Here is a 20,649-nt window from a genome sequence, read left to right as displayed (position 1 = left end):
AAACCTTATCTCGGCCCACGACCGCCACCACCAGCGGGTGCAGCGGGGGCGGCGGGTTGTTGACCACCGTTGCCGCCATTATCGCCGTCTTTCACGTCGTCATTGTTCACCGATTTCTTGCGTTTGCCGAAGCCGCCGCCATCGAAGCTCATTTTACCAAAACGGTAGCTGAACGTGGCCCGCACACCCGCATTATACAGGTTCTGCACCTGCATCTGCGAGAACACCGGCGAACTTGACTCTGACCGTATCGTGAAGGGGTGGTTGAAGAAGTTCTCGGCGGCTACCCCAAAGCTGCCGCGCTTTTCAGCAAACTCTTTGCGGATACCCAGGCTGTAGAAGGCAAAGCTGCCCTGGTAGCCCTGGAGCTGAATTTGCCTGCCCCGGGCAAAACCAAAGCCCTGAATACCCCAGCCTTTCTTCATCTGGTACGAAGCAAACAGGCGCCCCGTAACTACCACGCCCGTGTTGCGGGCCTGCAAAGCCGGGTTGGGGCTGTTGTTGCTCAACACGGCATAATACACGTCGCCGCCGCCGCCGAGTTGCAATTTCGAAAACAATGTGGCGTTGCCGAAAAGGTTAATACCGTACGCGTTTTCCTGCCCAATATTGGCATACGACGTTTGCAGTACCCGTTGCAAAACCGGATTGGTGGGATCAAATGACAGTTGCACGGTGTCGCGTACCGTCGAAATCGAGTTATTCGTCAACCGGGCAAACAACGACCCGTTGATGTATACCTGCTTGACGTAGGTGCTGGTGCTAAACTCGAAATTATCGGTCAGCTCAGCACGAAGCAGCGGATTGCCCACCGTAATGTTCTGCGGGTTAGCGGCGTTTACGTTCGGGTTAAGAAACTGTATACCAGGACGTTGCAGGCGACGGTTGTAGGCCAGTTTGATGGTCTTACCCCCCTTCAGGCTCTTCGACAGGTTGATACTTGGCACCAGATTACCGTAGCTGGGGATGCTGGCTACGTTCGAGGTCAGCGCATCGCCGGTAGCGCTCAGGAAGCGGGCGTCGATGAACGTGTATTCGTAACGGGCACCAGCCTTCACGGTAAACTTGCTCTTAGCCGAATAGGTGTATGACAGGTAGCCAGCCGCCACGTTCTGGTTGTAATCGAGGCCGTTGGGCTTGCGGGCGGGGTTGGTGCTAAAAGCGCCGTTATCGCCGGGAGCAATCAGGTACGTGTAGTCGCTGTTTACCTGCCGGAAAATGCCTTTAGCGCCCGTTTCCAGCAGTTGGTTGGTTTTTATGGGCGTCTGGTAGTCCAGTTGAAACGTGGTTTCCTGGTTGCGGCTGTTGTTGTCATTCCGCTCGCGGCTCAGGATACTCAAGGCCGAGGGACTGTCGTAGATGCTGGCAATGAAGTTGTTGGTCCGGTTATTCTGGCTAAATAACGTCAGGATGCTCAACTCCTGCTGCGGTTTGTAGGTCTTCGTAAAATCGACGTTGGCATCAAACGTGCCTGACAAATCTTTCACGTCTACGTCGCGCACCCCAATCTGGGTGGTGGTGGGCAGGTAGGAGGTGGTCGTCAGCTTATCCTGGTAATTATACTGGTTGCGGGCACCGTAGCGGATGCTGGTGGTGAGCGACGTGGTTTTGTTAATGTCATAATCCCAGCCTAACTGGTACTGCCCAAACAGGCCGTTGTTGTGGGTGTTGGCCCGCTGGGTGGTCAATACGGTACCGGCGGTCTGGCGGTTCTCAAAGTCACCAACCACGTTATAATTGGCCCGACCGAAGCCGTTGAGCGAGAAACCCATTTTACCGGTCCGCAAATTACCCTGCACACCCAGGTTAGCCCCCCGGTTGCCCACCCCCGAATCAAGATTGAGCGTAAGGCCCTGCAAGGTGTTTTTCTTGGTCACGATATTGATAATACCGGCCGAACCTTCGGCATCATACTTGGCCGAGGGGCTGGTAATCACTTCCACCGTTTTAATCATATCGGCGGGAATCTGCTTGAGGGCGTCGGCTACACTACTGGCTACAATAGTGCTGGGCTTGTTGTTGATCAACACCCGCACGTTGCTGCTGCCGCGCAGGCTTACGTTGCCGTCCAAGTCCACGGAGAGCATGGGCACTTTACGCATCACGTCGGTAGCATCGCCGCCTTTAGCCGTCAGGTCTTTTTCGGCGTTGTAGACCAGGCGGTCCACTTTTTCTTCCACCATAGCCTGCTGCCCTACCACGGTCACCTCTTTCAGGTTGCGCACTTCGGGGGCCAGCAGAATGGTGCCCAGGTTCACATTATTACCCCTGGCCTCGACCGTAACGCGGGGAATTATCTGGTTGCGGTAGCCAACAAATGATACCAACAGTCGGAATGTTCCGGTCAGCACCCGGTTCATGCTGAACTTGCCCTGTGCGTCGCAAACGGCCCCGTCTACCGGGCGGTTGGTCTGGGTGTTGATCAGCGCCACCGAGGCAAATTCAACGGGCTTATTGGTCAGCGAGTCTATAACAACACCAGTGATTTTCCCATTGCCACGCGGAATATCTTCGGCCCCACCCGTAGTCTGGTTGGCTGGTGAGGGTTGCCCCTGCCCCATTGGCGGTGTTCCCGTGGCAGGCATCCCTGTGGCAGGTGTTGCGCTGGCGGGCGTTTCGGTACCGCTAGCCGGGCTGGCTATTGTTGGCACCTGTTTTGTGCTATCGACCACCGTCGTGTCGATGACGGGGGGAACTGCCGTACTACTGGTGGGTGATGAAGGAGCAGACGGCGGGTTACCACCCGGAAGGGCTGGTGTTTGTGCCTGAGCGTCTTGGGAGTGACCGGCAAGGAAACACACGCCAAGCAAGGCAACAAGTAATCTCTTTTTCATGAATGTAGGTTGTATCGCTGAGTAAGTGCAACGAATTAATAATCACACAACTAAAGAGACGACAAAATGTCTTCACTGTTGCATGTAATATAGCCAACAACAAATGTAAGGCGTATCATGCCTGATGGACAACCAAGTTGACGACCTGTAGAAAAACCGACGGAACGGTCTGCTTAGGGGGGAGGGGTTGGCAGTTTGTAGTTAGTAGCTTGTGGTTGCTGTCGCGCGACAGCAACCACAAGCTACTAACTACGAACCGCCAACCCCTCTCCTAAAACACCCCCATTGGCCCGGATCCGGTGTCTTTGGGAATGCGGAACGTCTTTAGCCAAGCCTTCATAATGGAAGGGTCGGTCAGGGATTTTAGGTCGCTTTTCAACGTTTTGATATCGGCTTTGATGGCCTTGACGTCGTTGTTAATGGCATAGTCGAGGCCCACGGCGGTGCTGAACCCAAACATACCCCCACCCGTGATGGCCCGCAGTTCATTCTGGATCTGGAACAACTGCGCGTCCAGTTCATCGGCCTGCTGTTTCAGGATCTTGTTATAATACAACAGCTGGTTGTCGGCGAGTTTTTCCAGGTGCGCCTGATCGATGCGTTCGAATTCCAGTTGCAGCCGGAATAGGCCCATGAGGTCGCTTTTTTCGTAAGCTTCCGTCACCCGCTGAATGATGCCCGTTTTGCGGGATTTTTCGGCCTCGTCGGGTTCGCGGTCGGGGTGAAACGCCTTCACTAAGTCCATATACAACGCCCGTACGGCTTTGGTCACGTTGAGTGCCTCGGCCTGTTTTTTGGCTTCGCGGGCTTGTTGCTTTTCCGTTTTGGGTTTACTGGCCCGTTTGGCTTCGGCTTCCTGTTGGCGCTGCGCATCGACTTCGGCCCGCTGATGCAATTGTTCGCCGATGTATTCACGCAGTTTTTCGGGGTCGCTCAGATCCACCGCCGGGTCGAATTGAATACCGAACATCATTTCGGCCATGATCCGCATCGAGGCGGCATCCTGCTCTTCGGCCTCGGCCATGGCCGCTTCAAAGCCACCTTCGTCATAGCGGTCATGAATTTCGGTAAGGTCTTCGTGGCCCTTCTGAATCAGTTCATACGAGATGTCGGTGATCAGGTACGTGAGTTTTTTGCGTTCGGGCTTGGTGAACATATGGTGGGTGTTCATCCGGTCGAACAGCCGCACCATATCGGCCCGCAGTTGATCGAACTGTTTGCGGAGCGGCAGTAAATCGGCCTGGATACGCTGACGGCCTTTGTCAATGGCGGCGCGGAGTTCGGCAATCAGTTTCTCCTGTTCAGCAATGCGTTTGGTGTAGCGGTTAAACGCTTTTTGCTGCTTCGACAGCGGAACGGCCGTGTTCGTTGCAATTCGCACCACCTGCTGCTCTAGCTGTTTGCTCATGCGTACAAATTTACGACGCGTAGTGATTTACGACTTACGAGCGGTCCGCCGCTGCGGCGGACCGCTCGTAAGTCGTAAATCACTGATGCCGCTCCACGCCTACTTGAGCACAGTAGGCCAACACGGGGCAGGTAGAACAGTGTGGTAATGGACCCGTGCAGATGTGTTTGCCGAAGGGCATCAGCAACCGGTTGATGTTGATCCACTGCGCCACGGGAACCTGCTTTTCTAGCACGGCTAGGGTTTGTTCGGGTGTTTTGGTGTGAACAAACCCCCAGCGGTTCGTTACGCGGTGCACGTGAATATCGACACTAATGGCCGCCTGCCCCGTTGCCACACCCAGGGCGAGATTGGCGCACTTCGGCCCTACCCCTTTCAACGACGTCAGCACATCGAAATCGGCGGGAAGCTCACCGCCAAATTCAGTCATGATACGCTGGGCAATGCCAATCATGGTCTGCGCTTTCTGCTCCGGGTACGAGGTGCCGTAAAGCAGTGGCGTCAGTTCTTCGGGCGAGAGTGCGGCGAGTTCAGCGGGCGTACGGGCCACGTCAAACAGCCGCAACGAGACGGGAATGGTGGTTTCGTCGAGGGTGCGGATGGAGATGATACACGAAATAAGCTGCTCAAACAGGCTGTTGTACCCCCGCTCAAACAAATCGAACATGGCCGCTTTGGGGTAAGGCGCAATAGCCGGTTCAATAGCGGCAAGGACGGTGTCGAGGGGAAAGGGAGGCATGAGTTTAATGTTTAAAGTCTACTGTTTAAGGTTAGCTGACGCGTTCGCAATGCTCGCGTCAGCTAACCTTAAACAGTAGACTTTAAACATTAAACTTTTGTTATCACCATCTCCACTCGCCTGTTTTCGGGGTGGGGGGTGCCGCGGGTGCTGTTGATGGGGCGCGAGTGGCCGTAGCCTACCGCCTCTACGCGGGTTGTGGCAATACCTTTGCTCAGGAGGTAGCGTTTCACGGCGAAAACCCGATTGCGCGACAGTTCCAGGTTAGCATCGAAATCGCCGATAATGTCGGTATGGCCTTCCAGTTTAATGGTCATGGTGGGGTTTTGTCGCATCACCGTTACCAGGCGGTCCAATTCAGGAAACGACTCTGCCTGCAACTCATATTTTGACTGGGCGAAGTAAATGTTTTTGAGCGTAATCTTAGCCCCTGCCACAATAGGGACCAGTTCAAAATTGACCGTTTTTTCAGCGCGGGCAATGGCAACGGTGTCACGCTGCCCGAAATAGCCTTTTGCTGATACCGTCACGTCCCAAACCGTCAACGCGTTGCCCGGTATGCGGTAGGCTCCATCGCCAGCCTGGGCGCGCACGGAGTCGGCAGCCTCGTCGCCACCCGATTCGGGGCCCGACAGTAGCCGGTAGGTAAGTGTGGCCGGTACGGCTTTGCCCGTTTTGGCGTCACGTACGGTACCCTTAATGGCCAGCACGTCGGTGGGGGGCGTGGGCTTGACCTCCGGCACGGGCGTAGGTTTGGGGGCGGGCGGCGGCGTAGGTTTCGGTTTGACGGGCGGGGTGGCGGGCGGCGTAGTGCGCTTTAGTGGGTTGATAACGTGCACACCCCAAAAGTTGAAACAGGTTTCGCCGGGTCGGTTGCGATCTGAACACTCAAAGAGGTCAAAGACTTCAATGCCAGGGTCCAGCCGCTCGAAGTAAGCCACAAAGTCTACCTTCTCGCCAGGGCGCACCTTCCGCCGTTTGTCGGTCGGAATATTATCGGCCTTAAGGAATTTGAACGACCGCGCCCCGCCGTTGGCATAGAGCCGCGCCGTGGGCACAAAGTGAATCGTCCGCGAATCGTCCGCCTCAATACGGTCGGGAATGGGATATGGAATACCGGGAAAGCGAAACGGAGGCCGCTTTGGGGCAGGTTTGGACTTTTCTTTACGCGGTACATCCTGCTCCTCCTCATCAGCTTGGGTCAGATTACGATCCCGAAACCGCATATAGATGATCGTGTATTTAGCCGTCAGGTCAATGCGGTTGATCACCACATCGGGATCATTGACGTCATCTACGCGGGGTTTAGGCGTCGAGTAGTCGACAGACTGCGCCACCGCCGAGAGGGTTAAAAGCCAGCCAAGAAGAAGGATAATCAAACGTAGTTGCATGTGAGCGTAGCCGAGGTAAGGACCATAAACAAAACGTTAGATTGCCTGGGGTAGTTTACGTTTAATGCCCGAATTACGGTACCGGTTTAATTGGTATCGCAGGAGCAGTCTGGGTGATTTTGTAGCCATAAAAAACGCCCGGCTGTTGGGCCGGGCGTTTTGATTAAGGGCAGGAATTGGGTGCAAATTATTTTGGGTTCTTGGTAGGCGCACTCCCCGTTGCGGCGGGGTTGTAGGCCAGTTCGTTGTCTGGTACGTCCCAGTAATCCAAGAAGTTATACGTAATCGTGGCTTTGGTGTTCAGCTTACCGGCTTTGTCAATCACTACGGCGTTGGTGCGGCCATTGCTGATCACCTCCCAGCGGCGGGCATCGTAGAAAGCTAATCCACGGAGGGCCAGGGCTACCCGGCGCTCTTTGCGGAGTTCTTCCTGTGCCTGCGCCTGCGTCAGGCTCGTGCCGGCTACGGCCGTGAGACCAGCGCCCTGCGACACGCGCACGGCATCTACTGACTTCAGACCGTCTTCAATCTTGCCCGTGTTAATCAGGGCCTCGGCTTTCATCAGTTCGTTTTCTTCATAGGTGCTGGCCAGATACAGTTCGTGGGCGCCCACGTCCTGGTTGCTTAGCGTCACTACGCCAGCCATGCCTTTGCCTTTGTTCACCAACTGCCAGCGCGTATTGAATGAGTTGCCCCGGTCGGTGTTGAATAGCGCAGGGGCGGCCAGTTGAGTGAAGTTATTTGCCAACCGCTTGTCGCCTGCGGGGAAATCCTGAATCAGGCGCTCGCTGATTTTGTAAGTAGTTGTCGTGGGTGGTCCTGTCGATTTCAAGGCGAGGGTTCCGTTCAACCGGTTGATAAAGTCACCGTTGTCATTCGACCGACCCGTGAATACATTGTCCGAGGCCGTAACGCCGTCGTTGGCCAGGGCTAATATTTGGCCCCATTGCGCTGCCGACATGGCTTTCAGCGTGGTGTTCACCAGAATGTTTCGCGCCTTCATCGTGTTGATGTTGCGCTTCCACATGGCAGGCGTCAAAATAACGCCTTTACCCACGCGGTTAAACTCAGGAACAAGTCCTTTCATCACCTCCGTATAGCTGGCATCGCCGGCACCCAAGGCTGTGAGGGCGGTACTAGCCAAATCGAAGTTCTTGCTAGCTTCTTCAATGATCTTCTCCTTCGTTACGTAGTTACCATTGGTCACACCCACCTGATCGTTGATCAGCGCAGCGTAATAAATCGAGCCGAGGCGCGAGTAGGCGTAGCCTTTCCACCAATAAGCCCAGGCTTTCAGCGTGTTCAGCTTTGATGCCTGCGCGGTGGCGTCGCCCGAAAACTTGGTAGCCCCTGCAATCTCCAGCACCGAATTCATGCCGTTGTTGAGGTTGTACATATAGGCCCACTCGTAATACAGCGGGTTCGATGCCCCCTGGGCGTTTACGTTCACTGTGCGCAGCAAAGCATTTTGCGTAGGAATCGAACTGGGGTTGGTCACCTTCGTACCATCGTCGAGGGTAACGAGGTCGGGCATACCGATCTGGTTACCAAATTGGTTGGCGGCCTCTTCACCGATTTCGTCACCCATGAGGGCATGGAAGCCGGTAGCACCGGTCCAAAAACCACCGGGAACGCCGTCGTTGTATTTGATACCGTTGCTGCTGTTGCCCATACCGTTGATGTAAACGGTACCCTGGCCCAGCGAAATAACCCCAATTTCGGTAGCGGCGCTGGCTGGCGTCGGCTGGTTTGGGTTTTTAACGTCCAGTTGATCTTTGCAGGCAAACAGCATACCCGTTGCCGCCAGAACCAGACCCGATTTTATAAGAAATGTCTTCATTGATTTGATTCGGTAGGTTGTTAGAAACCAAGATTTAAGCCAATCTGATAAGAACGCAGGTTTGGCATGGTGTTGTGGTCGGTACCCCGGTCCCAGGCTGAGCTTTCGTTACCGGTGGTTTGACCTGAGCTAACTTCGGGGTCCATGCCCGTGTATTTAGTCCAGGTCATCAGGTTGCGGCCGCTCAGTTGCAGTTGCAGGTTACGCACGGGCAGGCGGCTGAAAATCTTGTCGAGGTTGATGCTCAGGGCTACGTTCCGCAGACGCACAAACGAGGCATCTTCGTAGAAATAGTCTTTCGTACCGTTGTTGGCACCGGCCTGATACACACCGCGGTAGAAGGCGGTCCAGGCACCCGTGTTACCGTTGATGGTAATTGGGTTGGTGTATTCCGAACTGATACCGTCACGATACATCCACGACTTGGTTTGGTTGTAGATGTGGCTACCCTGCGTCCAGTCGAACTGGAAGTTCAGCGACACCATGTTGCGGAACGACACATTGTTGATAAACGACGACGTAAACGTGGGGTTTGGGTCGCCCATGCTGTATTGTTTCGAGCTAAACAGGGGCTGCTTGGTGGTTTTGTTCACCACGTAGCCGTTGCTGGCCACTTCATACAGGCCTTTGTTTGCTTCGGCTATGGCTGGCTTGCCGTCGGGTAAAATTTGGTTTAGGTCGCGGATGGCGATAAAGCCGAACAACTGGCCAATTTTCTCACCAGCCCGCAGCACATAGTTGGTGCTACCAGCCGACGACGTCACCGTTATTTCGGCGTTGCCTTTCACAGCCGTAATCTCTGATGTCTGCCGACCAAAGTTGGTGGTGAAATCCCAGGTGAAGTCGCGACCGCGGTACAGCGTAGTGTTCAACGAGAACTGAAGACCACGTGAGGCCAGCGAGAACGAGTTGTCTTTCAGCTTACCCACGCCCGACGATGGGGCCACGTCAACGTTATAAATAGCGTTGTCGGTGCTCCGCTTCCAGTAGCTGAACGAGAAATTGAGCTTACGCAGCCAGTCACCGTTACCACCTTTCACCGAGAAGTCAGTACCGATTTCGGTTTCTTTCGACACCTCCACGTTCAGGTCAGGGTTATTGAGCGTAGAGCTGTAATAGAATACGTTGCTTGTGCCCAACGTTTGGGTGCTCAGCGTGGGGTAGCGGTCGAACGGTTGTGGCTGAATACCGGCCTCACCGTAGGCAGCCCGGATCTTAAACTCAGGCACAATCTGGCCCAGCGGGCTGTTTTGCCAGAAGCTAAACGTCGACGGACGGATGTAGGTGTTTACAGCAGGGAAGCCAAAGGGCGTTGACCCCCGACCAAACGCCGACGAATAATCACTCCGATATGAGGCCGTTACGCCACCAAAATCACCGTATTCGATGTTCTGGCTTACCAGATAGCCATACGTTACGAAGGGAGTTACGTTGTCGCGGGTGATCCGGTAGGTACCAGCTTGTGCTGCCGTAACGGGGCTGTAGAGGGGTAAACCCGAGCCATACGAGAAGTACTCGCTATATACGTTTTTGCGGTAATCAAAACCAACCAGTGTAGAAGTGCGGATAGGCAGGTTGATTTTGAAATCTTCCTGAAAATCCGTTTTAAACGTAGCACTGGCGAAGGCATTCTGGAATACCGTTTTGTAGTCGTAATTGCTGATCTCGCCTTTTTCATCGGAGGCGTTGATGCCTGTATACCTTGTACGGTCAACCGCAATATTACGGTTCAACGATTGGTTACCATACGTGTAGTTATCACCTTCGGTCTGGTAGTTCAGTCCGTAGCGGGCGTTTAAGTCCAGAAACTTAACTGGCTTGTAGTTCAGCGTAAAGCTTTGCAACAAGTCGATCTTGTTATCGGTGCGGTTACGGTACTGCGTGCGATAATTCGGGTTGTAAGCGTTTACACCCGATGCAGGCCCATAGAATGCTCCGTAATTGCCATCAGGGTCTATGTAATCGTAGTCGGCGAATGGGCGAGTATTATTCAGTGAATAGATCAGTGACTGATCAAATATTTTAAGTGTGTTCTTGGTGTACGCCAGTTGCGTAACGCTCCGGAAAGTCAAGTTCTTGGCCAGTGTAAACCCAACGTTGCTTACCAGGTTAGTACGGTTAAAATCACCGTTGTTTTTTAAGTTACTAGACTGGTAGTTGTTTGAAAGCGTCAGACTGAAATCCGATTTGGCATTACCACCTGATACGTTCACCGAGTTGTTGATGGTCTCCGACGGGCGGAAGAACATGGCAAAGTGATCGTAATACTTCAGGTTCTGGTCGTACGCCTTATTCGCATTGCTGTTTACGTCGAGCGCGTTGTACTGCACGTTCTCTGTCCAGTAGGTCGTAGCGGGGTCGAGCGTAATGGGCTTGCCCGATACGCCAATGACGTTATTGCTGGCATCAGTCACAAAAGCGTGCTTATCGGCCTTGCGCACATTACCAATGTTCAGGTATTCGTTGGTGGCGTAGCTGTTGTTAATGTTCACACGGATGGGGCCGTCCTGTCCTTTTTTGGTGAACAGCTGAATAACGCCGTTGGCACCCTGGGCACCGTAGAGCGTTGAGGCAGCCGCGCCCTGAATCACTTCCACGCGGTCAATGCTGCTCAGATCCAGCGTGTTCAGGTCGGTAGCACCTACCTGGATACCATCCATGAGTACGATAGGAGCCGTACCCCGGTTTACGGTGTTGATACCGCGCAGCAGGATGTTGGCTTTAGCACCGGGCGTACCGTTGGCGCTCACAATCTGAGCACCAGCAATCTTACCAACCAGTGCCTGATCGATAGAGGCGGTGGGCGCAGCTGGCAGGTCTTTGGCTGATACTGATTCAACGGCAATACCCAGCTTGGCTTTCGTAGTGGCAATACCCACACCCGTTACCACTACTTCCGTCAGTTGACGAGAATCGGTGGTCATGGTAATATTAACAACCGTGCGGTTGCCTACCGCGACTTCCTGGGTAACGGTGCCCACAAAACTGACAACCAGTTTGTCGGTTGCAGCAGCTTCAATGGCGTAACGCCCCTCGGCGTCGGTAGTGGCACCACGGGTGGTCCCTTTCACCACAACCGACACGCCGGGCATGGCACTTTTGTCATCGGCAGAGAGTACCTGACCCGTAATTTTCTGCGCCTGAGCCAATGCAACGGTCCAGGCTGAGCACACCAATAAGATGCTCAATAGTAGCAGTCTTCTCATGTGAAGTGTTTTTATTTAAGTAGTAGTACGAAGATATACGCTACAAACTTATCAAACGGAAACTTACTAACCAACGTATTGAGAAACATTCTTGATCGTTTGAATCTTATCCTTAACCAAATGCAAAATAAAATTTTGCTTTAATGACAATTCGCAATATATAATTATACTTAAGTACTATGGGTCACACAAACAATATATTAATAAACGATAAGTATGTTCTACCGACGTATCTATATCAGAATGAGCAGTTTATCTGAGTGCTCAGTAAGATAACACCCTAAATGACTGCTTGCTAACTTGAGTAATAAAACTTATACCGGGTCAACTTTACAAAAAAGGGCTATACCGCTGTGATGCCGTATAGCCCTCCGGGTAATTTCTTTGAAACGCGTTAGTCTAACTTGATCGGGGCGCTGCCTGCACTGGGTTCGTTAAACTCAATCTCGTTACCTGGCACATCGAAGTAGCTCAGGTAGTTGTAGTTAATCGTGGCTTTGGTTTGAAACTCGATCTTGCCTGACTTGGCAAAGCTGGCGGGAACTACTACCACGGCGTTTTTGCGACCGCCTCCTTTGCTCACGTCGTCGATAACACCCATCCGGCGGGCGTCATAGAAGGCCAGTCCACGCAAAAACAAGGCAATGCGCCGCTCCGAACGAATTTCTTCAGCCGCTTTATCTGCCGTTAGGGTAGCCGACAACGGAGCCATGCCGGCACCCTGATACGTACGTACGGCGTCGATCAGCTTAACACCGTCGCTTATTTTGCCGCTACGGATCAGGGCTTCGGCTTGCAGCAACTGGTTTTCTTCATACGAACCCGCCAGGTAAATGTCGTCCTTACCATAATCGGCCAAGTGTACGTAGGTGTTTACGTTGGCCAGACCCGCGCCGCCATCCAGCAACTGCCAGCGGGTGCCAAACCCAAGTCCGCGACCACGGCGGTTCACCTCCGGCGATTCGAGCAGGTCGAAGTTCTGCGCCAGGCGTTTGTCGCCAGTGCGGAAATCCTGAATCAGGCGCTCACTAATGTAAAACGTCTGACCACCGTCGGTAGCGCTGTAGGCCCCTACCCAGCCGTAATCCTTATCAATGGCCGACTTGTTGTTATCGCTGTAGGTCTTCATCAGGAAAACCGGATCGCCCGACTGAATACCTGCTTTAGTGAGGTCACTAACGCTCTGCCAGTCGGCAGCGGTCATGTCTTTTACACGCTTATTAGCCACCAGGTTACGGGCTTTGTACGTATTGATGCTCCGAATCCAGGCTTCAGGCGAGGGTACCACGCCCTTGCCGCTTTGCACAAACCCCGGAATCAGTAATGACATCACGTCGGTGTAGGCCCCACCAATTTTCAACCCTTTCAGGATCTCAGCGGCCTTGTCGAAATTTTTGTTTCCTTCGGCCACCATTTGCACGTTAGTCAAAAACTTCGAGTTTGTCTCGTTGGGCTTATCGGTAACGATGCCAGCGGCATAGAGTGAGCCTATGCGTGAGTAGGCATAGCCTTTCCACCAGTATGACCAGGCTTGCAGCGTTTTGCGCTTCGTGTCGGCGTCTCCAGTGAAAGTAGTAGTACCCACTTTGTCCAGAATCACGTTGGTGGCGTTGTTGAGGAAGTACATGTACGTCCACTCCAGCAACATCGTGTTTGAGGCACCGTATCCCCGGCTGTTACGGGTGCGCAGTTCGTTGGGCTGCGTAGTGCCAATGGGCATGTTTACTACTTTACCATCTTCAAGCGTGATCGAGGTGGGGTTATCGGCGTATTTGAAATTGAAATTGCCCCAGGGAATGTAGATCACGTCGCCCATGGCTTCGTGCATACCATAGCCGTTGGCCAGAAAATTGCCACCCAGTCCGTCATCGACGGATGAATAGAGGTTGGCAAAGCCGTTTTGGTAGATGCCCCCCTTGGCCAGTTGCACAATGGCTACTTCGCTCGACAGCACGTCAACGCTGGGCTGGTTGGTATTAACAATTTTTTCGAGGTCGTTCTGGCAGGCCTGCGACGCTAGCAGCAGGGTACTCATCGCCAGTACGGTATATGATTTTTTCAACATGATTGCTGTTCCGTTAAGAAATGACGATTAGAAGCCGAAGCTGATGCCGATTTGGTGCGTTTTTACGTTCGGGAATGACCAGAAGTCGAGGCCACGCTGTGCCGCCACCTGACCAGCGGCCGAACCCGTGCCACCACCCGATACGTTCTGGTTGGCTTCGGGGTCGAGGCCTGTATACTTGGTCAGTGTCAGCAGGTTACGACCCGTGTAGGACAACTGAAGCCGCCGCAGAAACTTGATGTCGAACAGTTGGGCGAAGTCAACGGCGACGCTGGCATTGCGCAGGCGGAGGAACGACGAGTTTTCGAGGAAATAGTCTTTCGTGCCGTTGCTTTCCGAAGCGTCGTAGAAGCTACGGTAATAAGCTACCCAGTTGCCCGACTGCCCGCCGATGGTTACGGGCTTGTCGAAGTCGTTGTGCAAACCTTCCGAATACATCCATTCTTTGGTTTGGTTGTAGGTGCTCTGCCCGGCCGTCCAGTCAATCTGGAACGACACGTCGAGCCAGCGCTTAAAGTTAAAGCGGTTGGTGAACGACATATTGAACTTGGGGGCTGTTACGCCCAGCGAATATTTGTCGCTGGTAAACTGCACCTGCTTGCTGGCGGTGTTGACGATTCGGCCATCTACGAGTTCATACTTGGCGGCGTCGCTGGCCGGAATATACCGGTTGCCACTGGGGTCGGTCTGGTCAACGCTCGTGATAGCTTTGTAGCCGTAGATTGTGCCAATCTGCTCGCCCGGACGGAGCGTGTAGGTAGCGGCACTCCCCCACGTTAGCGGAATGGCTTTGCCGTCGGCGGTCTGATCGAGGTATGATTTCTGGGTACCAAACGTGGTTACCAGATCCCAGGTCAGGGCCGTGCCATGGTACACCTGCGCATCGACCGTAGCCTGCACCCCGCTCGACGACAGCCCTACGATGTAGTTGTCGTATTTCGACTGGATACCCGTGGTGGGGGCCTGCGCTGATGGCCAGATGATGTCTTGTCCCTTCCGGTTCCAGACGGTCACGTTGGCATTGATGTAGGGCAGAATGGTACCACCTTTGTTGGGCTGAATGCCCAGATCAAAACCAAACTCCAATTCTTTCGACACCTCCACTTTCAAAGCCGGGTTGGAAGCCACGGCGTTGAGCGACAGGTAGGCCCCGTTGTCGTAGTTACCCGTACCAAGCGTGGTGGTACGGATGTAGTGGTTGGGGAATGAACCATAGAAACCGCCGATGCCACCAAAGTACGTAACTGGCTGAATACCAGCTTCTCCGTAGGCAGCACGAAGCTTAAATTCGGGCAGCACGTCGGCAAGGGCACCGTTCCAGAAGCCCAGTTTCGAGAGGCGGATGTAGCCATCGCCGCGGGGGAACACATTGGCTTTGCGACCTTCGTTAAACACCGATGAGTAGTCAGCGCGGAAACCGCCCGTTACACCCAGAATTTCGCTGTATTCAATACGCTGGTTTACCAGGTAACCATAGGTCAGGAACTGGTCGCGCCAGGTGCTGATATTGTTCGACTGCGCCTGCGCGCCGTTTACCGGCTGGTAGCGGGGTAAGCCCGTGTAGTTAATAAAGTCACGGTTGAAGTCGTACCGGCGCCAGTCGAAGGCCAACTGCGTCGACGTGGTGATGGGTATGTTCAGACCAAAATCTTTCTGGAAATCAGTGCGAATAAACGCCGACACCAGCGAGTTCTGGTTGGTGCGGTTGGTGTTACGCTGGGCAATGCCACCCGTGAGTCCTTCGCCCACGTACCAGTTTTTGGCTACCGACGACGGGTTGCTTTCCTGGTTTTGCGAGAACCGCTCAAAATCGATCCGCGAGTGGTTAACCCCATACTTATAGTCAAGCTCCAGGAACTTCGACACCTTATAGTTCAGGTTCAGGCTGGGAATTACGTCCAGCACTTTGGTCGAATAGTTCTGGTAATATGTCTGGTAGAATGGGTTGCTGGAGTTGGTACCTGCACCGCCATACTTATAGGTAGGGTTACCGTCTTTGTCTTTGTTGTTCAAATCGGCGAAGGGCCAGGTGTATAACGCCGACGACAGAAAGCCACCTGCATCGGCCCCAAAGCTGGTCGAGTTGGTATAGGCAAACTGAGTGGTGCTGCGCAGGGTGAAATTCTTGAACAGCTCGATACCGATGTTGGCCGAGAAGTTTGACCGGTTCAGATTACCGTCTGAATTGATGACGCTCTGCTGGTTGATGTTGGTCATCGTGAACGAATAGTCCGTTTTGCCGGTAGCCCCCGAAATATTCAGCGAGTTATTGAGCGTCGAGGCGCTACGAAACATCTGCGCAAAATGGTCGTAATAGGGTGTCTTGTCGTTGTAAGGCTTGTTATTCTGCGAGTTAGCTTCCCGCTCCCAGGTTACCTGCCCCCACAGACCAAGATCGTTTTTGGTCAGCAACTTACCCGTGTTGTCGAGGATATTGCCCTGGGCGTCGGTGGCAAACGAGTGGTTGAAGGGCTTGTGTACGTCGGCCACGTTGATGTATGAATCCTGGCTCACCCGCGACGAGAAATCAATCCGGGTGGCACCCTGCTTACCGCGTTTGGTAAAGATCTGGATAACGCCATTGGCACCCTGCGCGCCGTAGATCGTGGCCGAAGCCGCGCCTTGCACCACTTCTACGCGCTCTACGTTGCTCAGATCAAGGGCATTAAGCGCCGTTGAGGTCACTTCAACCCCGTCTATCAGGATCAGCGGCTGCGTGCCGCCGCCCAGGGTGTTGATACCCCGCAGCTGAATGCTGACCGGTGCACCCGGCGCACCCGACGACGACGAGATTTGCGCCCCGGCAATCTTACCCACCAACGCCTGGTCGATGGTGGCGTTGGAAATGGCCGGTAGTCGCGCCGCCGTGATCGACTCTACGCTGATGCCTAGCTTTTTCTTATCGGTAGCCACGCCTGTACCCGTCACCACCACCTCGCTCAGTTGCCGTGAGTCTGATTTCAGTTGCACGTCGACCACCGACTGGTTACCAATGGTGATCTCTTGGGTGGCGATACCAACAAAGCTGAATACCAGCTTACTACCATTGGATGGTATTGAAATTGAATAATTACCGTTGCCATCGGTGTTGGTGCCGCGGGTGCTTCCCTTTAGCGCCACCGATACGCCCGGCATTATCGAGCCGTCGTCGCTGAGCGTTACCCTGCCCGTGATAGTTCGATCCTGGGCAAACGCTGTCGTACAGCTCAGGCCTGCCAGTAGCAGTCCTACCCATAGAGATTTCCTCATAGTTCCTGTTTAAGTTAAGTCAAGAATGGTTTCTTTCCTACAAACTTATCTTTCTGACTAGACTAAAACAATGGTACCTATAAAAACAGTTTAACAGAATAAACAGTTGACAATCGTCACTATATCAAAATTTTATATGGAAATGGATTATTTACATACTCAAGTATTGCTACGCATGATTTTGCAATCATTAGAACCTAATCAGAACCAATCAATTAAGCAGTTATCTGCCCCCAGCTGCCAGACGCAAAAAAGCCCACCCTTATAAGGGCAGGCTTGATAACAGGACCAGCAATCTATCTTGCCTGTTAAGCTGTTGCGAAGGCGTTTAAAGCTTCGGCCACCCGAACAGTGCGGGCAAACCGGTAACCTACCTGAAATATTTCGCGGGCATACCGAATGTCGCTCACACTAAACCGGGCCAGTTCGGGTGGCTCAATAACCAGGTTGCACTGCGCCAGTTTTTCCCTCGTTTTACTCTGCACCGACAACACCAGGCTCCGCTCAATAACCCCCCGCGCTGTGCGAATAGGCTTATGCGCGGGAAACGGGTTGCAGTGCGACCCAATGATGAAATCCACCTGGTCGGCGATCGTTTCTACAGGCAGGTTATTCAGAATCCCGCCGTCGACGTACTGTTTTTTGTTAATCAGCAGCGGCTCGAAAATACCCGGCAGGCAGCACGAGGCCAGCACCGGCCTGATCAGTTCGCCTTTGTCGAAAATGACTAGTTGGCCCTCGGTGAGGTCAACGGCAGCTACGTGGAGGGGTATGGAAAGCGCCTCAAAGCTGTCTTTGGGCATGTATTTCCGGTACAGGTCAATAGCCGTATCAATACGGAGCAGGCCCATGCGCGTCCAGGCCGGGCGCAGATGCCGCACAAACGACGACGACTCGATGATCTTCAGCGACTCGTCGGGGGTGTAGCCCGTAGCTGTGAGCGCTCCCGTGATAGCCCCGGCGCTGGTACCGGCCAGTTGATGTACCACAACGCCCTGCTCTTGCAGCGCTTTGATCACGCCGAGGTGAGCAATACCCCGTGCCCCGCCCCCCGATAAAGCCAACCCAATTTTCATACGTCTTATTCTGTCAATACGTGAGTAGCGGCCACAGTTGGTCCAACTATAAAACGCCTTTACCAATTCTATAGTTTGCTGGATAGTGAACGTTAGATGTTGGACACTGGACGTTGGATGGTAGTCTGAGGGAACTGCACCGATAAGTCCAACATCTAAAATCCAACGTCCAGTGTCCAGCCGCAGGATCTGTTAACTACAAAAAATCGGCTAGTTTTCCTGTATGCGCTAATCGAATTCCCCGGTCAGTCTGTGCTACCGTTGCCGCTTCGATCACTGGGTCATGCTCAAAAACCAGTATCCAACCTTCAGCAGCAGCCTGCACGAGCAACCGCTCTTTTTCCTGCATCGTCAGCAGTGGCCGTACGTCGTAGCTCATCACATAGGGTAGTGGCACATGCCCCGCCGACGGAATCAAATCGGCGCAGTAGAGTATGGTTTTGTTGCCCACGGTTAGTTTGGGTAAGGCCATTTTCTCGGTATGCCCGTCTACGTAAATGAGTTCAAGGCCAGACAGATTTATATACTGTTCGCCAAAAAAATGGAGTTGTCCGCTTTCCTGAAGTGGCAGGATATTTTCCGTCAGAAAAGACGCTTTTTCTCGTGGGTTGGGGTTAACGGCCCAGTCCCAATGACCGGGGTGCGACCAATAGGTGGCATTGGGAAAGGCAGGTCGTAGGGCTTCTCCCTCTCGCTTTATAGCCCCGCCCACATGGTCGAAGTGCAGGTGTGTGAGCAGCACGTCGGTGACGTCGGCGGCATCATACCCTAGCTGACGGGTTGAGTTGAGCAACTGATTCTTAGGCCACTGCGGTAAGACATAATGACTAAAGAATTTGTCGTCCTGCTTATCGCCCAGCCCCGTATCGACCAGAACCAGCCGATTACCAGCTTCAATGAGTAAGCAGCGCATGGCCCAGGTGCATTTGTTTTGGTCATCGGGAGGGTTGAGCTTCTGCCAGAGCGGTTTCGGCACTACACCAAACATGGCCCCGCCATCGAGGAGTAGCGAACCGGTATCAAGGGTGTGTATTGTCATTGAGTTCGTTGACATATGAGGCGACGAACTTACGCAAATTCGGCCTTCAGCCGTCAACAGGTGGGCTGTGGCGCGGCTAGTTCAGGTGTTCACTCACGGCGGCGGTGTTGAGCAGGTCGACCATGTTGCGGGCGTTGGTTTTCCGAAACAGGTTGCTACGGTGATTACGCACCGTATTGATGCTAATAAATAGCCGCCCGGCAATTTCCTTGCTGCTCAGTCCCTCTTTGATGAGATCGATGATTTCTACTTCCCGCGAGGTCAGGCTCTGCTCAGCCTGCGTGGGTACGTAGGTGTTGAGTTTCCGGTAGCCCAACTCATTGACCAGGTACGTCTCCAACTGCACCCGCACAAACGATTTGTCGGCCGAGAGGTCGCGAAACAGGCTGATAATTTCCAGTTTGCCATAGCGGTTCTGGTAGAGTTGCTTCTCGTCGTGCAGACAGAAGTAGCTGCCGGCACCCCGCCGCACGCGGTAATGCAGTACAAAGCGGTATCGTTCCAATTCGTGCGGATCAGTGATTCGGGCAATGTCATCGACTTTCCGACGGAGCCGTTCGTAGCTTTCGCGGTCATCGGGGTGAACCAGGTCGTTAAATTGACTGAGCGTTTTACGGTTTAGTTCCTGTATAGGACACCCGAAGAGGGCGGCTCCGTTGCCGCTAATAAACTGATGGCTCCGGCCTTCATCGAAGCAGTGGTGAACCACCCAGCCAGGAAACAGCCGCTCAATCAGTTGGGTGTTGGGTTGTTGGTCAAATACGTCTTTCATAATCGCTTTCACAGTTACGGCGGCACCCAATTAAGCACACAACCATAAATTTTTTCCTTACGTAATTTACGAGTACGTACACACAAATGATGAAGCAATAGTAGGTATGTATGTTGCCAAAAGCCAGGTTAAAATCGCTAAACGGTTGTTTAGAATTAGTTATCGGTCCAGGTGCCGCACCAAATATGTGTGTATGTACTCATAAATTGACACTGAATAGCTTCGCACTTCGCAGCTTTCGACAGGTTCCTCAACCCACGCCATTCGGCGGTGTTCGGATCTTATCAAGCAGCAGATTGAGCAGGATCAATTCACTGGGTTCCAGGTGAGACAGCATGTTGTTGATCTCGTGAACGCGGGTTTCCACGCTGCCAAGTAAGTCTAGCCCTTTCTGAGTGATCGTAATGTCGACAGCGCGCTTGTCGGCCTCGGAAGGACGGCAGTCGATAAGCTCCTTCTTCTGTAGCTTCTCCGTAATCCGCGATACGTTGGACGACTTGTCCATCATACGCTCTTTGATGGCGTTTACGTTAACAGGATTTCCTTTTTGGCCCCGCAAAATCCGCAACAGGTTATGCTGCGGCCAGGTTATGCCGAACGATTTGAAGAAATCACTGTGGGCTGTTTTGAGCCACGTACCTGTGTAAATCAGGTTGATTCCGGCCTTGGAGAGTTCATTGCGAAACGTGGCCTGCTGAATATCATCTTCAATACGGTGGTATTGTGTGGGGGTGCTCATCGCTCTCAGATCGCAGTGAATCAGTTCGTTGGTGCCATTCAACTAAGGCAAACTTACTACATAACGCGACGTTGAGCGAATTTGGTAGCTGCTCCGCATCAACTGAACCCGATCGGTTTGGGCAAACATCTTCCGGCCCATTAGCACCGCCCCCGTATGTCTTGACGCTGTCAAGGAAATCCTGGATGTAAGCACCTGACGGCAGGAAGCCGTCTGCCGACCCGTCGGGATAGGCAATGAAGTTGCCGAGCGACGATGCAACCTGATAAACAAGGTTTCGCATAGTCGTCA

The 20,649-nt window shown here is 53.3% G+C and carries 12 protein-coding genes; all 12 read right to left on the bottom strand.

The genetic code is table 11. From position 1 onward, the window contains the following. Positions 1-5: 5 nt before the first annotated feature. The gene (locus J2I48_RS12395) at positions 6-2,834 is read right to left on the bottom strand and encodes a TonB-dependent receptor (protein WP_207335762.1); all 2,829 of its coding nucleotides are present in this window, start codon (positions 2,832-2,834) and stop codon (positions 6-8) included. Positions 2,835-3,105: 271 nt separating this feature from the next. Continuing rightward, on the bottom strand, positions 3,106-4,242 hold the full coding sequence (locus J2I48_RS12390) for a cell envelope integrity TolA family protein (RefSeq protein ID WP_207335761.1): 1,137 nt from the start codon (positions 4,240-4,242) through the stop codon (positions 3,106-3,108). A gap of 79 nt (positions 4,243-4,321) precedes the next feature. Continuing rightward, positions 4,322-4,981, bottom strand: a complete 660-nt coding sequence (locus tag J2I48_RS12385; protein WP_207335760.1) for an endonuclease III domain-containing protein — start codon at positions 4,979-4,981, stop codon at positions 4,322-4,324. An 89-nt stretch (positions 4,982-5,070) separates the two neighbouring features. Next, a complete protein-coding gene (locus J2I48_RS12380; RefSeq protein WP_207335759.1) occupies positions 5,071-6,372 on the bottom strand; it encodes an OmpA family protein in 1,302 nt (433 codons plus the stop codon). A gap of 187 nt (positions 6,373-6,559) precedes the next feature. After that, positions 6,560-8,212 carry a RagB/SusD family nutrient uptake outer membrane protein gene (locus J2I48_RS12375; RefSeq protein ID WP_207335758.1) on the bottom strand — a complete coding sequence of 551 codons (1,653 nt, stop codon included), beginning with the start codon at positions 8,210-8,212 and terminating at the stop codon, positions 6,560-6,562. Between the two features lie 20 nt (positions 8,213-8,232). Beyond that, a complete protein-coding gene (locus tag J2I48_RS12370; protein WP_207335757.1) occupies positions 8,233-11,418 on the bottom strand; it encodes a SusC/RagA family TonB-linked outer membrane protein in 3,186 nt (1,061 codons plus the stop codon). A 394-nt stretch (positions 11,419-11,812) separates the two neighbouring features. Further along, the gene (locus J2I48_RS12365) at positions 11,813-13,483 is read right to left on the bottom strand and encodes a RagB/SusD family nutrient uptake outer membrane protein (protein WP_207335756.1); all 1,671 of its coding nucleotides are present in this window, start codon (positions 13,481-13,483) and stop codon (positions 11,813-11,815) included. Positions 13,484-13,510: 27 nt separating this feature from the next. Continuing rightward, positions 13,511-16,732, bottom strand: coding sequence for a SusC/RagA family TonB-linked outer membrane protein (locus tag J2I48_RS12360; RefSeq protein WP_207335755.1), 3,222 nt, complete (start codon positions 16,730-16,732; stop codon positions 13,511-13,513). 308 nt (positions 16,733-17,040) lie between these two features. Next, entirely contained in the window at positions 17,041-17,808 is a 768-nt protein-coding gene (locus J2I48_RS12355; RefSeq protein ID WP_207335754.1) for a patatin-like phospholipase family protein, read from the bottom strand. Positions 17,809-18,004: 196 nt separating this feature from the next. Then, positions 18,005-18,847, bottom strand: coding sequence for an MBL fold metallo-hydrolase (locus J2I48_RS12350; RefSeq protein WP_207335753.1), 843 nt, complete (start codon positions 18,845-18,847; stop codon positions 18,005-18,007). 76 nt (positions 18,848-18,923) lie between these two features. Next, entirely contained in the window at positions 18,924-19,619 is a 696-nt protein-coding gene (locus tag J2I48_RS12345) for a helix-turn-helix transcriptional regulator (RefSeq protein ID WP_207335752.1), read from the bottom strand. Between the two features lie 250 nt (positions 19,620-19,869). After that, entirely contained in the window at positions 19,870-20,358 is a 489-nt protein-coding gene (locus tag J2I48_RS12340; RefSeq protein ID WP_207335751.1) for a MarR family winged helix-turn-helix transcriptional regulator, read from the bottom strand. Positions 20,359-20,649: the final 291 nt, after the last annotated feature.

The sequence above is a fragment of the Fibrella aquatilis genome, from assembly GCF_017353255.1.
GTDB classification, from domain to species: Bacteria; Bacteroidota; Bacteroidia; order Cytophagales; family Spirosomataceae; genus Fibrella; species Fibrella aquatilis.
This window is presented reverse-complemented; position numbering and strand designations above follow the sequence as displayed.